This is a genomic window from Aggregatilinea sp. (assembly GCF_036822615.1).
Classification (GTDB): domain Bacteria; phylum Chloroflexota; class Anaerolineae; order Aggregatilineales; family Aggregatilineaceae; genus Aggregatilinea.
In genome coordinates, this window is sequence record NZ_DAISHJ010000031.1 from 1 (window position 1) to 13,682 (window position 13,682).

Below are 13,682 nucleotides of genomic sequence, written 5' to 3' on the forward strand. Positions count from 1 at the left end.
CCGCCCTGTTCATCTCCGGCCTGGACGTCGGCACGACCGCCGCGCAGGTGCTCTATGACGCCGTCGTTAACGGCACCGAGCCGCCCGCCGAAACCTTCGCCCCGACCTCGATCGTGGATCCGTCCAACTACATGGACACGATGGATTCCATCTCGCTGGCGAACTGCTCGCAGTAGTTCTCGATACGCCATCCGGGGAGCGGCATTTGCTGCTCCCCGGTCTTGAACAAGCTCACCCTGGCGGTGTGGACCTCGGAAGAGAGTATTTGGCTATGGTTCAAACAACAGCTCCGTCTGCCGTGACAGAGGACACAAAACAGATTAACACGCTCAAAATGTCGCACGTCAGCAAGGCGTTTCCCAATGTGCGGGCACTCGACGATGTTTCATTGGAGATCCGCGCTGGCGAAGTGTTGGCATTCGTGGGCGAAAACGGGGCTGGCAAGTCCACGCTGCTCAAGATCCTCAGTGGGGACTACCAACCAGACGCAGGCACGATCACCCTGGACGGTGAGGAGGTGTCGTTTTCGAATCCCAGCAGCGCGCGCAAAGCCGGGATTCGCGTGATTTATCAGGAGCCTGAGATTATCCCCTGGGTCGGCGTGCCCGAAAACATTTGGGTCGGTGAACTGCCTAAGAAGTTTGGTTTTATTGACCGTACGCGAATGAACGAGATGGTCGAACAAAGCCTCAAGGAATTCGGCTTTGAGAACCAGCTCCCTATCGACCTGATGGGCTACGAATTATCCTCGGCCCAACGCCAGATCGTGGAAATTATGCGCACCCTCAAATCGGGCGTGCGCGTCCTGGCTCTGGACGAGCCGACTTCCTCGTTGAGTGACGAAGAAGTGGACCGACTCTTTGCGCTGGTACGCAAACTGCGCAACGAAGGCGTCGCCCTGGTGTACGTCTCGCACCGTTTGAACGAGATCAAGCGGTTGTGCGACCGCGTCGCCATCCTGCGCGACGGCCAGCTTGTCGCGGTGCGCGACGTGGCTGACATCAGCGAGAACGAAATCGTTAGCCTGATGGTAGGCCGTGAGCTGTCCGGCGGTTACCAACGCCACATTGTCCAGGATCAAAAGCGGATGCTGGAGGTCAAGAACCTCAATAGCAACTGGCATCACGACATCAATTTTTACGTCAATTCGGGCGAAATCGTCGGCTTTTCGGGCCTCGTAGGGGCCGGACGCAGCGAGTTGGCGAAGGTCATCTTTGGCGTAGAGCGCAAAACCAGCGGCCAGGTCTTGCTGGAAGGCAAAGAAATCAACATCAAGCACCCCATCGAAGCCATCGCCAAAGGCATCGGGTTTGCGCCGGAAGATCGCAAGCGCGAGGGATTGATCCTGATCCGCAGCATTTTGGAAAATGCGTCGATAGCAATCCTGCGGCAGCTAACCCGCTTCCGATTCATCCGCAGACACCTGGAGCGCGAGACCATCACGGGCTACGTCGAAAAGCTGCGCGTCCAGACGCCATCGGTTGAACAGGAAGTAGGCAAGCTCTCCGGCGGCAACCAGCAGAAGGTTGTTCTGGCGCGCTGGCTGGCCGTAAAACCGAAAGTTTTGATCCTCGACGAACCAACACGCGGCATCGACGTCGGCGCGAAGGCGGAAATTTACGGTCTGCTCGACGAGCTGGCGAACCAGGGGATTGCGATCATCCTCATTAGCTCTGAACTACCGGAGATCCTGGGCCTTTCCGACCGCATTTACGTCATGCAGAATGGCCGCATCCGGGGGGAATTCTCCAGGGAAGAAGCGACCGAAGAAAAAATCCTTGCATTGGCGCTGGGCGATAACCTGTCCGCAAATAGTGGCCTAGATGCCGCCGCAGCACATTAGGAAGAGAAGCTAAAGTATGAGCGTCGAAAACGCATCTCAAAAACCTATGGGTCGGGCCTCCACCGCAGGTGCAGGGGATTTCATGCGCCGGACCATGAACCGCATTGGCCCCGATAATGTGTCGATGATCCTGGCGCTGGTGATCCTGGTGTTTTTGATCACTGTTGTCAGCGGCTGGTTCGGTTACAGCGGCGGAGACAAGTTCTTCTCCTGGCAGAACCTCATGAACAGCGTGGCACAGGCCATCGTAATTGTGGGGTTGTTAGCCATTGGCGAAACCGTAGTCATCGTTGCGGGCGGCCTCGATATCTCCGTCGGTTCCGTCGCCTCGATTGGCTCGGTGGTATCGGCGTCCGTGCTGGTTGGCGTAGGTACGTTCGGCTCGACGTTCCTGCCCACCGGCAACGTGTTCGTGGCGGTCGCGGCGGGCATCCTGGCCGGAATGGTCGCAGGCGTGATCAACGGCTTCATTGTGACCGTTTTGCGCGTCAACTCGACCATCGCCACCCTCGGCACGCTGGCCGCCTTCGCAGGTATCGCGTTCCTGCTCGCCCCCGACGGCAAACCTATCGGCGTTGTGACGCAGCCCGATTTCACCTGGCTCGCGCGCGAGCGCCTCTTTACCGGTGTGCCCATCCCCGATCTGAACGGCTCCAAGTGGACCGGCGTACCGGTGCTGACCGTGATCCTGGTGCTGGTCACCCTCTTCATCCATGTGCTGATGGCCTACACCGATTTCGGTCGCGCGGTCTACGCCATCGGCGGTAACGAAGTTGCGGCGCGTCTGGCCGGTATCAACCTGACCCGTATGCGCATCGCCATGTATGTCATTTCCGGCGGCGTGGCCGGATTGGCGGGCGTGCTGCTCGCCGCTCGAACCACCTCCGGCAACCCGATCAACGGAGTCGGGCTGGAACTGCAAGCGATCACGGCGGTCTTCCTGGGCGGGGCGGCCACGTCCGGCGGCAAGGGTACGATTATCGGCACATTCCTGGCAGTCATGCTGGTCGGTGTGCTCAATAACGGCATGAACCTGTTGGGCTTCAATACCTTCGTCCAGCGTGTCGCGCTCGGACTGCTGCTCATCGGCGCCGTGGCGATCTCGCAGTGGCGGCAGATGCGCGAAGAAAAAACGCGCGCACGCGCCCTCGCGCAGCAGTCGTAGTCCGCGTCACGAGACGGGTGTTACATTCTCAGACCGGGACGGGTCGCAGTTGGCTCGCCCCGGTTTTTAAGCCTATAGAGCGCGGCTGCGCGACCGCGCCAACGATACTTTGATGTGCGCCACGGCGGTTTATGGGCGGCGGCGCAATGAAATTAAAGGGATGATGCAATGAGCCAACAAGATTGGTGGAACGTAGAGCTGGCAGGCAAGCCCGACTTCGAGACGGCGATGAAGCGGCTCTATGCGTGGTACGACGGCGACATCCTGGACCGCGTCCCGGTCCGGTTCGTTGCGCACAACGCCGCGTTCAATCTGGGCGATGCCGAAGGCAAGCGCCCGGCGGCGGAACAGAAGAAACGCTGGTTCGAGATCGAGCGCCGGGTGGATGACTATGTGAAATCCATTGAAGGCAAGCGCTATCACGGCGAAACCTTCCCCATGTTCGATCCCAACCTGGGACCGGATATCTACGCGGCGTTTTACGGCGCGGAGCTGACCTACGGCGAGGTCACGTCCTGGTCGCACCCGGTCGTGCGCGAATGGGACGACATGCAAAAGCTCAAGCTCGACATGAACAACGAATATTTCAAGGGCATCGAAGCGCTGATGGCGTGCGCCATCGAGCGCTGCAAGGGGAAATCGCTGGTGGGTTATACCGACCTGCACCCCGGTGAAGACTGCGCGATGGCGTGGCGCGGCGTCGAGCGTTTCTGCCTCGACCTCGTGGAATATCCCGACGAAGCCAAGCACCTCATCGAGATCGCCTCTGCCGATTTCCGCCAGATCTTCGACCACTTCGACGCGATCCTGAAAGCCGCGAATTTGCCGTCAATGTGCTGGATCGGGCTGCCATCGTTCGGCAAGTTCCACGTCCCAAGCTGCGACTTTTCGGCCATGATCTCGTCGCGCCATTTCGTCGAGTTCAGCCTGCCGATCCTCAAGCGCGAAGTCCAGGACATGACCCATGTTGTCTATCACGTGGACGGTCCCGGCGTGGCGCGCCACATCGACCACATCCTCAGCGTGCCGGAAGTCCAGGGCATCCAGTGGGTCCAAAGCATGGGCGAAGGCCGCGCAATCATGCAATGGCTGCCGTTCATCAAAAAGGTTCAGGCGGCGGGCAAAGGCATCATCGTCGATCTTCAGGTGGACGAGCTGGAAGACTTCATCGACGCGATGGAGCCGCAAGGCATCTTCCTGTGGGTGGGCACCGAAGACGAAGACGAGCAGTTGGCGATCATCAAGCGGCTGGAAAAGTGGCACTAGACGGCGCTCGCACCGGTTCGCGCCCTATGAGTTTACAGGACAAGAGACGATGAAGCACCGCGAACGCGTATTAATGGCCCTTCACCACGAAAAACCCGACCGCTGCCCGATGCAGATCAGCTCCCCGCCCGAATTCGCCCCCCGCCTGCGCGACGACATGGGCATCGGCGGCGACAGGCTGCACAATCCGCACGGCGGCGGCAATACCTACGTGCTCGAACGCGAGCTAGACGAGGACATGCTACTGACCTCGGTCGGCTGGGCAAACTCGTATTACCAGGATGCCGCCCAGTACGTCGATGAATGGGGCATCGGCTGGGGATCGAAAGAGTACGTCACCCCCTTCGGCACGGGCCGCTACACCGAGATCGTCGGGCACCCGCTGGCTCAGGATGACGCCGTGCGCAGCTACGTCCCGCCCGATCCCACCCGCCCCGACCTGTACGACGAGGCGGCGCGCGTGCTGCGCGACTACAAAGACGAATACTGGATCGTGGGCGTCACGGTAACCACCATCTTCGAGGCGGCCTGGGCGCTGCGCGGCCTCCAGCAGATGCTGGTCGATCTGGTCGAGGATCCCGATCTGGCCGACGAGATCCTGGAAATCCCCTACCGCTACCACCTCGCCGCCGCGCGCAAGCTGGTCGAGATGGGCGTCGACATGGTCTGGACCGGCGACGACATCGGCACGCAGAACGGCATGTTGATCTCGCCGCGCATGTGGCGGCGCTTCCTCAAGCCGCGCATGGCAAATTTCATCGCGGAACTGAAAGCGATCAATCCCGACGTCAAAGTGGCCTACCATTCCGACGGCGACATTTCGCCGGTCATCCCCGACCTGATCGAGATTGGCCTGGACGTGCTCAACCCGATCCAGCCCGCGTGCATGAATCCCGACGATCTCGAACGCCAGTTTGGAGACAAGCTCAGCTTCTGGGGATCGATCGACGAACAGTACACCTTGCCGATGGGCTCGCCCGACTACGTGCGCACGGAGGTCATCGAGCGCCTGAAGACGCTCGGGCGGCGCGGCGGCCTGATCCTCGGCCCGACGCATCACGTTCAGCTCGACACGCCGCTGGAAAACTTCTGGGCGATGGTCAACACGATCCGCGACACGCCCTACAGCGCGCTGTAGCATTCCTGCGCAGACGAAAAAGCGGAACGGTGAGCAGCCCCGTTCCGCTTTGTTTTCACCCATGCGCCCGCGCGTTTAGTCGCCCTTGCTGGGCAGGCGCGGCGCAAGCCAGCCGATCAGCGCGTCTTCCGAGCGCGTCTGCATCAGGACGCTCCCCGGCCCGGTCAGCTCGCACACCAGCCCCTCGCCGCTGAGCAGGGTCGATTTCCAGTTACCCACGCGCCGGACCTGAAACTGGATCGAGCTGCTGAAACCGACGATGTGCCCCGTATCGACCGTATACTTCTGCCCCGGCTGAAGCGTCCGCTCCTCGATCGCGCCGTAAGCGGACAAAACCACCTTGCCCTGCCCGCTCATGCGCAGCAGGATCAGGCTGCTGCTTCCGAAAAAGCCTTTTGCCCCGCCCCACTTCGTATCCGTTTCGACTGACGCTTCGCAGGCAACGAACGCCCCGCTCTGCAAATAAAAATCGCCGCCGCTGAGTTCGATCACCATCATATCGCCGGGCAGCGTCGGGGCGAGCGTCACCTCACCGCCCTGGCCCGGCGCTTTCCACGTGTTCTGGAAGAAGCTCTCGCCGCCCACCACACGCTTGAGGCCGCCCAAAAACCCGCCCCGCGACGACGTCTCGGTTTGCACGCCCTCGCTGTAACTGACCATCGCGCCCGATTCCGCGCGGACTTCCTCCCCGCCTGCGAGCGTCACCACGGCCAGGGAATAAGCTGGTTTGTGCTTGAGCAAAACGTCCATTGCAGCAATCCTTTCAGCAAAATATGCAACAGCCAGGGCGGTTCGTCCTGGAAGCGAACGTGCCGATCACTATCATAGTATGGGATTACTGCGATAGAGTCACCACCCCAGCTATTGGGGCAAAACGTCGGGATCTGCGGGATGCGCCGCGTCTGGCGCACGGGGGAACGACAGGGTAATAGTCGTGCCGGACTTGCCATCGCTCGCCGCCGCGATGCTGCCGCCGTGTACCTCGACGAGCGATCGGGCGATCGCCATGCCCAGGCCCGACTCGCCATTCGTCTGGTAGCGGGACGCGTCGGCGCGGTAAAAGCGTTCGAAGACATGCGGCAAATGTTCCGGCGCGATGCCCGATCCGGTGTCCTGCACGGCCAGGATCAGCACGTTCTCGCGCGCCTGAGCCGAAAGCGTGATCTGGCCGTCTTCGGGCGTGTGGCGCAGCGCGTTGCTCACCAGATTGCTTAGAACCTGGAGGATGCGGTCAGGATCGGCGTGCAGCAGCGGCAGATCCAGACCGGCACGCACGGCCAGCGTAACGCGCCGTTGTTCCGCCTGGTTGCTGAACGCTGCCGCCGTCAGGTTGAGCAGCTCTGCCGGGGCCACCTGCTGCCTGATCAGGCGCAGTTCACCGGCGTCTGCCAGGGAGAGCGTGCGCAAATCTTCGACGAGACGCTGCAAATGCTGCGCTTCGTCGTGCATGATCTTGAACCGTTCCGGCGTTGGCAGCAGCAGCCCTTCGTGCAGCGAACTCAAGTAGCCCACCACCACCGACAGCGGCGTGCGCAGCTCGTGCGCGATATCGGCGGTCATCTGGCGGCGCAGCGCATTCGAGCGGGCGAGATCGGCGCTCATCTGGTTAAACGCCTCGGCCACCTCGCCCACCTCGTCGCGGCTGCGCACGGGCACCTGCGTCTCCAGATGTCCCCGTGCGACGGACCGGATCGCTGCCGTGATCTCGCGCAGCGGGCGCGTCAGCGAACGCGCAAACAGGAAGCTGAGCACCAGCGCCAGCACGATCGCGCCCGCGGTTGCGATCCACAACATCTGGTTGATCCGGTTGAGGTAGGCTTCTTCGCGCGGATCGCGCCCCGAAAACCGGTCGTCCGGCATGATGTAGCCCACCACCTCGCCGTCCACCGTTACTGGATCTGCCTTGCTGAGTTTGGAAGCGGGAACGGTACGCGGCGGATCTTGCTGGGGGAGGATCACCTCGCCGTTGACGTCGATCAGGGTGAAGCGTACCGGCGACGCGGGCGCGCCATCGGCAGGCGCATCGGGCGGCGGGGGCTGCTGCGCCAGCGGGACTTTGCCATGCACCAGTTGGATGTTGTCCCACGTGCCGTACACCTCATAGTAGGCGGTCACTTCCGCGAGAAAATCGGCGCGCGCCTGCTCGACCACGTAATTGTCGAACTCGGACATGGTGAAAGCGCGCGTCAGCAGAGCCACGATCAGCACACCCGACAGGCCCGTGACGACCAGCGCCAGGGTGATCTTGACCCGCAGAGACGACACGCCAAACCTCGCCATTACTCCGCCCTGAAACGATAGCCCACGCCGAACACCGTCTCGATGTAGTAGGGATCGGACGCGTCCGGCTCGATCTTGGAGCGCAGGTTGCGAATGTGCACGTCCACCGTTCGCTCGACGCCTTCCATCGAGCCGCCTTTGAGGTGTTCGAGCAGCTCCGCGCGCGAAAACGCTCGCCCCGGGGATGACAGCAGCAGTTCCAGCAGTGCGAATTCCGACGGCGTCAGCGTCACCTCGCGGCCATCCACGAACACGCGGTATGCGCTGCGATCGAGCGTAATGCCGCCCACGCGCAGCACCTCCGCCCCGCTGTCTTCCTTCCCGGTGCGGCGCAGCACGGCGCGCGTCCGGGCGATGAGCTCGCGCGGGCCAAACGGCTTGGTGATGTAGTCGTCCGCGCCCAGTTCCAGCCCCAGAACCTTATCCGATTCTTCGAGCACTGCCGTCAGCAAAATGATCGGCGCGTCGCTCTCTTTCCGGTAGAGTTGGATAAACTCGTACCCGTCCATTTCCGGCATCATGATATCCAGCAGGATCAGATCCGGCTTTTCGTGGCGCGCCATGAACAGCGCTTCGCGCCCGTTGCTGGCCGTCACGACGCGGAACCCCTGCTCGCTCAGCAGATCTTTGAGCAGGATCTGAACGTTGAGCTTGTCGTCTACGATGAGGATCGTCTTCGCCATACCACAAACACCCCCCGGTCGTGCCAAACGGGGCGCAGCGGCTGCCCACTGTGCCCCGGCCAACACTCAGCCAGCCGTTTGACTGGCAATATAGTCCTGTGCCGCTGCATAGCGCGCATTCACGTGCGCGATCAGTTCGTCCAACGACGCCGCGAACGCGTCCGCATCAACCGCCGTGGCGCTCGTCGTGCCGGTTTCCCCGGTCACGTAAGGCGCGATCAGATCGTGCAGTGTCTGGTAGGTTGCTTCCATCTTCGCCGGAGCAAACGCACCCTCGATCGTGTCTTCGACATACCCCACATATAGGTCGTGATAAACGGGATCGTCCAGCAGGTAGCGGATCAGCGGCCACTCGTCGCCCAGGCTGTCCATATCGAGCGAGGGGGTACCGCCTGACCCGCCGGGGCCGCCCATGCCGCCGCCGCTGCGATCGGTGAGCGCCTCGTTGTTGTCCCACGGGATCCACGTCAACTGGCCGGTTTCAGGATCGTGGTAAAGGTAGTAGTTATGCGCCATTGTACCGTACGTATCCCAGTTTTGAATCACGGTATTGACTGCCAGCCAGTGCACAAAATCGTCAGCATTGAACACGGCTTCCAGGCTGCTGCGCCACGTTTCGGGATCGGTCAGGCGCGTGTCTGCGTGCAGCGCGTCGAACAAAGCGAGGATGTCGCTGTAGTCCGCTTCGTCTTCGTTGCTCTTTTTCTCGAAGGTCGCCTCGTCAAATGTACCTTCCACGAACGCCGCGCCGTCGCCTTCCGGCTTGTAAAGGTTGCCGCTGTCGTCACTGAACTGCGCTTCGATCACCGTATCGTCCACGACCTCGACCGCCGTATACAACCCGAAATACACCGGCCCCTCGCCATAGTTCACGTAGACCGCATAAAACGCCGTGTTTGCGGAGGGGATGCCCGCGTCACGGAACACGTCCGCCGCAACCTTCTCGTGCAGCATCGACTCGTCGCCCCAGTTGCTCGAAAACGAGATCTGCTTGAAGCCATAAAAACGCTGGTTGTCGATTTCGGGATAGTCGTCTTCGAACTGGTCGAAGTCCAGCTTGAACGGCAGCTTATAACTACCGCTGCGCCACGTCCCCGACAGGCTGGAATTGCCCTTGAAGCGCATCCCGACGTTCGTCCACGTCTCGCCGTCGAATGTAACATCGACCGCCACCCACATCGGGTCCTCGCTGCTGGACGCCGCGCCCATGCCTGCGCCATCCATCGCGCCGGGGTTGCCCGCGCCGTCAGGGGGCTGCGGCATTTCACCGTTCTGTGGTGCCCCCTGCACGCCATCGCCGCCAGGAGGCATCTGGCCGTCTTGGGGCATACCATCCTGAGGTCCATCTTCCGGCCTCTCACCACCCTGGGGTCCACCCTGGCCATCGCCCCCTTGAGGCATCTGGCCGCCCTGCGGCATTCCGCCGCCGGGGCCACCCGCACCGCCGCCCGCGCCGAACTCGCCGTACAGCGCGGTCATGTCATCGAGCATCGCCTGCCATTCCGCCGGATCGATGGTGATCGTGATGGTGTTCACCGCGTCCTGCGGAAACACAACATCGTAATCCGGCTCGGCGGTGTCGCCGTGCGACGTTTCGTCCCATCCATCCGGGCGCTCGATCTCTCCATCATCCTGGGCCAGTGCCGCCGTGCCGCCCAGCGAAGACGCCGCCAGCATCACGCCCAACAGCACCGCCCCAAGTTTCCGCATTCCGTTCATCACCATTCCTTTACTCCTCAATGAGCCGCACGCGTCAGTCGTCGTAACCAGCATCGCCCGCAAACACACCCTCGCTGGTCGCAAAACGGACCTGAGACGTATCCAGCGCCCGCGCGTCGTAATACACGGTGATCTGGGCCGTGTCGCGCAGGAAGTTGAGCCTGCCGATCTCGATCCGCTTGATCGGCAGGCCCGTGCGCGTTTCCAGATCGGCTTTCAGTTGGGGCCAGTTCTCGGGCCGGATCATCTCGATGCGCTCGTAGGTGATCGTCTTGCGCACTTCGTAGTCGAACCCCCAGCCCTGCTCCAACACGTACAGCACGCCGATCGTCGCCATGTTCGCCACGGCGAACTCGCCATACGCTTCGCCGCTTAGCAGAATCGAGTTGAGCACCGGCAGCGCAATGAGCACGAACAGGTACGTCATTTCGCGGATCGGGATGGTATCCGTGCGGTAGCGCAGGATCGAGAAAATAGCGAACAGTCCGAACCCTACCCCGACGCTGATGTCGGAGTTATTCAACAGGCCCATCACGAAAAAGACGACGGTGTTGAACACGAAGAAAGTGAACACATAGTTCTTGTCTCGCTGTCGCGGGTAGTAGATCAGCCGCACGATGACGAAGACAATCGCCAGATTGAGCGCAAAATTCATCAGCGTATCGAGAAACTCACCCATGATTCACCTCTTCCTGCATCAGCTTGTTCACCAGCCGCAGCCGCGACTTGAAGTTATTGGTCTTGACGCCGTCGTACAGCATACAGATGCCCACACAGTATTTGCTGAAGGATGTCGGACGGATGCCCAGCCCGCGCATCTGCTGGACGAACGCCGACGGCTGCGACGCCTGCGCCTGCTTGACTTCGGCAATGGCAATCCCTGGCAGAGCCTCGATCGCGTCGCCCCAGGCAAAGCGCAGATTCAGGTCGAGCGTCAGCCGCTCCGGCTGCTGCGTGCTCACCAGCGTAATGCGCTGGAATTCGTTCCACAGCTTCGGCTCCAGACCGTCCACGTCCACCGCCGGGTCCGCCCCGCCGCACTCGTCCACCAGGTGATCGAGCATCGGCTCGATGTCGGGAATCTGAAGGCGCGATTTCACGGTGCGGTCCTGGTTGGTCCGGCGCTTGACCTCGAAGAACGCCAGGTCGGACTCGATGTATTTGCGCTCCCGCACCTTGTAGCGCGATCCGCACCCGTTATGGTGCTGCCGGTAGAGCGCCAGATCGGGCGTGTCGAAATAGAGCGTCTGGTAGTGGTTCAGGCGCGTGCCCTTGATCTCCAGCGCGCGGTACGCCTGCGCGATCTGGCGCAGCACCGTGTAAAGCTGCTCCGCGCGCAGCACGTACTTCGTGTCCACACGATCGAGCAGCGCAACGGCATCCATTTCGGCCAGGGTGATCGGCTCGAACGCCGCCAACGCCCGCTCGATGCGCCGGGTGGTGATATCCACGATCCGGGGCGGCTCAGTCTGCCCAACCACATATCCAACATTCGCAGTCATCGTTAGTCTCCAAGCTCGTGAGTGTGCTGTCCCATTACCAGCCATCTACCAGTACAACGCTGGCATGTTTCCGGCCAGCAGCTTGCTCTAAATATATTTAACGGATGTTCAGATCCTGTTTAGACGGGGTTAAAGGCACCTAAAATTATTCGAGGCGAAAAAACAGGCTGGAACAGGCGGGGAAGCAGGCAGGAAAAGCCCCATGCCAGCCCCGTATAAGGCCAGCATGGAGCTTCCATGACGCGCCGCAGCGCGTGGGTCAGTTACGGAACGTGCCGCCGCCGATCCGCGTCACAACGCCGGACACGGTGAAACCCGTGTAGGAGGTGCCGGGGACATACGAGCCATCCGCATACAGGCCGTCCGCGGCTGCGCCGGTCGTGGTGCCGCCATAGTACACGTCATAGGTGGCCCCAGTGGCGAGGTCCGGCGAGGAAAAGATAATCGACTGGAACGCCTTGGTAGGCGCGAAGGTCAGCACATCGCTGCCGTCGCTGGACTGGATATGCACCACGGTGCCCGCCGCCTGCATCGAGTCGAAGGTCAGCAGCAGCGAGTTCTGCGTAGACGTTTCGCTGGGAGCCTGCGCCATCCCGGCGCTGCCCGCCATGACCAGGAACCCGCCGGAGAGCGTGAATGTGCCGTCGTAGTCCAGCGCACCGTTCATGTTCTCGGTGGGACCGTTGACAATCACCGTGCCGCCCGTCATCTCGATCGAGCCGTTGACGTCCACGCCATCGCCACCAGCGTCCACCACGGTCGTGCCGCCGTTGATGTAGATGAAGTAGTCACCCGAGACCGCGAACGCATCCTGGCCTGTGCCGCCCTGAGCCGGTGCAGCCTGCCCCATCTGCCCGCCACCCTGTCGCGGGCCGCCGCCACCGGGACCACCACCCTGGCCAGGCCCCCACTGCGTGCCCGATCCGTCATTACCCCCCGCGCCGTTCAGCCCGTCATCGCTGGCGACGAGGCGAATGCTGCCCCCGTTGATGGTGATGACCGCACTCTCGATGCCCTCATACGACCGAGTGATGTTGATATCGCCGTCGTTGATGTCCAGTGTGGCATCCGCATGCACGCCATCGTCCCCGGTAGAGAGGATGAACGCGCCGCCGTTGATCACGATGCTGTCGTTCGAGTGGATAGCATCGTCCGCCGAATCGATGGTGAAGGTTCCGCCGTCGATCTGGACGCTGACTCCGGCCTTCAGCCCTTTCGCGGAAAGCGTTTCGTCGATGTATGTTCCGCTGCCGCCGCCTGAGAACAGAACAAATTCACCGCCGCGAATCGAGAGCGCCGTTTCAGCCTGGACCGCATCGGCTCCCGCCGTCACGTTGAAGATGCCCACCGACACGGTGATATACCCCAGGGCCGCATCGTCCGCATTATCGGACTTAAGGCCATCGCCGCCCGCCGCCACCGTAATCGTGCCGCCTTCGACCACGATGAAATCCTTACCTCGGATGCCGTCATCCGCAGCACTCACGCTGATCGTGCCGCCGGTGATGGTCAGCCCGTCCTTGCTGGCGATGCCGTCGTTGTAGTTCCCGGATACCGTCAGCGCGCCGCTGCCGGAGATCGTCAGATCGCTCTTGCTGAACAGCGCCGCATTAGGCTCGTCTTCCTCAGGATCGGGGAAGACATACGTCGCGCCGTCCGAGATCGTGTTTTCCGTGCCCTCTTGCAGCACGATTTCGGCGGAGTCCGCGTTCATGATACTCAACGGCGAGCCGGTCGAACTGCTGAGGCCGGCCCCGTTCAGAATCAGGGTGACCGCGCCCTCGTCGTCCGTATCCACCACGATCTGACCGTCCGCCAGCGTGCCGCTGATCCTGTAGCTGCCCGCCGCGACGATCGTCGCCGTACTGCCCTCGACCGTGACCCCGCTGCCGTCTACGGCGATCGAATCACCGTTCAGCACGATCTGCGTTGCATCTGCACTTTGCCAAACGCCTGCCCCCACCAGAACATCCGAGCTGCTGGCGGACGCAAGATGAAGCCCCTGCCCATAGGCCAGCCCCATCGAGAGCACCAGCCCGCAGATCAACAGCGCCGATATCCATCGTTTTCCCATTGTTCCCTCCAA

Annotated in this window: 11 protein-coding genes; 4 read left to right on the forward strand and 7 right to left on the reverse strand. The window is 61.7% G+C overall.

All coding sequences use genetic code 11. The annotated features are described in order from the left end of the window. Positions 1-205 precede the first annotated feature (205 nt). The 4 genes from V7116_RS11485 to V7116_RS11500 all read left to right on the forward strand — a co-directional run bounded on the left by V7116_RS11485 (position 206) and on the right by V7116_RS11500 (position 5,412). Positions 206-1,843 (forward strand): sugar ABC transporter ATP-binding protein, encoded by a 1,638-nt coding sequence (locus V7116_RS11485; RefSeq protein WP_324392067.1) that lies wholly within the window; start codon positions 206-208, stop codon positions 1,841-1,843. An 82-nt stretch (positions 1,844-1,925) separates the two neighbouring features. Continuing rightward, the gene (locus tag V7116_RS11490) at positions 1,926-3,008 is read left to right on the forward strand and encodes an ABC transporter permease (RefSeq protein ID WP_324392068.1); all 1,083 of its coding nucleotides are present in this window, start codon (positions 1,926-1,928) and stop codon (positions 3,006-3,008) included. 168 nt (positions 3,009-3,176) lie between these two features. Then, complete coding sequence (locus V7116_RS11495; RefSeq protein WP_324392069.1) at positions 3,177-4,274, forward strand: hypothetical protein; 1,098 nt, start codon at positions 3,177-3,179, stop codon at positions 4,272-4,274. A gap of 49 nt (positions 4,275-4,323) precedes the next feature. Next, complete coding sequence (locus V7116_RS11500; protein WP_324392070.1) at positions 4,324-5,412, forward strand: uroporphyrinogen decarboxylase family protein; 1,089 nt, start codon at positions 4,324-4,326, stop codon at positions 5,410-5,412. Positions 5,413-5,487: 75 nt separating this feature from the next. Here V7116_RS11500 and V7116_RS11505 read toward each other — a convergent pair whose 3' ends face one another. The 7 genes from V7116_RS11505 to V7116_RS11535 all read right to left on the reverse strand — a co-directional run bounded on the left by V7116_RS11505 (position 5,488) and on the right by V7116_RS11535 (position 13,670). Then, positions 5,488-6,162, reverse strand: coding sequence for a TIGR00266 family protein (locus V7116_RS11505; RefSeq protein ID WP_324392071.1), 675 nt, complete (start codon positions 6,160-6,162; stop codon positions 5,488-5,490). Positions 6,163-6,273: 111 nt separating this feature from the next. Further along, positions 6,274-7,692, reverse strand: coding sequence for a sensor histidine kinase (locus V7116_RS11510; RefSeq protein ID WP_324392072.1), 1,419 nt, complete (start codon positions 7,690-7,692; stop codon positions 6,274-6,276). After that, positions 7,692-8,375, reverse strand: a complete 684-nt coding sequence (locus tag V7116_RS11515; protein WP_324392073.1) for a response regulator transcription factor — start codon at positions 8,373-8,375, stop codon at positions 7,692-7,694. The genes V7116_RS11510 and V7116_RS11515 overlap by 1 nt, the downstream gene beginning before the upstream one ends. 66 nt (positions 8,376-8,441) lie before the next feature. Continuing rightward, positions 8,442-10,094, reverse strand: a complete 1,653-nt coding sequence (locus V7116_RS11520; RefSeq protein ID WP_324392074.1) for a CotH kinase family protein — start codon at positions 10,092-10,094, stop codon at positions 8,442-8,444. 34 nt (positions 10,095-10,128) lie between these two features. Then, positions 10,129-10,773, reverse strand: a complete 645-nt coding sequence (locus V7116_RS11525) for a DUF4956 domain-containing protein (RefSeq protein ID WP_324392075.1) — start codon at positions 10,771-10,773, stop codon at positions 10,129-10,131. Next, on the reverse strand, positions 10,766-11,596 hold the full coding sequence (locus tag V7116_RS11530) for a polyphosphate polymerase domain-containing protein (protein ID WP_324392076.1): 831 nt from the start codon (positions 11,594-11,596) through the stop codon (positions 10,766-10,768). Before V7116_RS11530 ends, V7116_RS11525 begins: the two co-directional genes overlap by 8 nt. A gap of 259 nt (positions 11,597-11,855) precedes the next feature. Then, complete coding sequence (locus V7116_RS11535) at positions 11,856-13,670, reverse strand: carbohydrate-binding domain-containing protein (protein WP_324392077.1); 1,815 nt, start codon at positions 13,668-13,670, stop codon at positions 11,856-11,858. Positions 13,671-13,682: the final 12 nt, after the last annotated feature.

Excerpts from the sequence above, each read along its gene's own strand:
- V7116_RS11490 (WP_324392068.1), top strand. The coding sequence starts at position 1,926 with ATGCGCCGGACCATGAACCGCATTGGCCCCGATAATGTGTCGATGATC.
- V7116_RS11520 (WP_324392074.1), bottom strand. The coding sequence starts at position 10,094 with ATGAACGGAATGCGGAAACTTGGGGCGGTGCTGTTGGGCGTGATGCTG.
- V7116_RS11530 (WP_324392076.1), bottom strand. The coding sequence starts at position 11,596 with ATGACTGCGAATGTTGGATATGTGGTTGGGCAGACTGAGCCGCCCCGG.
- V7116_RS11515 (WP_324392073.1), bottom strand. The coding sequence starts at position 8,375 with ATGGCGAAGACGATCCTCATCGTAGACGACAAGCTCAACGTTCAGATC.
- V7116_RS11495 (WP_324392069.1), top strand. The coding sequence starts at position 3,177 with ATGAGCCAACAAGATTGGTGGAACGTAGAGCTGGCAGGCAAGCCCGAC.
- V7116_RS11535 (WP_324392077.1), bottom strand. The coding sequence starts at position 13,670 with ATGGGAAAACGATGGATATCGGCGCTGTTGATCTGCGGGCTGGTGCTC.
- V7116_RS11500 (WP_324392070.1), top strand. The coding sequence starts at position 4,324 with ATGAAGCACCGCGAACGCGTATTAATGGCCCTTCACCACGAAAAACCC.
- V7116_RS11525 (WP_324392075.1), bottom strand. The coding sequence starts at position 10,773 with ATGGGTGAGTTTCTCGATACGCTGATGAATTTTGCGCTCAATCTGGCG.
- V7116_RS11505 (WP_324392071.1), bottom strand. The coding sequence starts at position 6,162 with ATGGACGTTTTGCTCAAGCACAAACCAGCTTATTCCCTGGCCGTGGTG.
- V7116_RS11510 (WP_324392072.1), bottom strand. The coding sequence starts at position 7,692 with ATGGCGAGGTTTGGCGTGTCGTCTCTGCGGGTCAAGATCACCCTGGCG.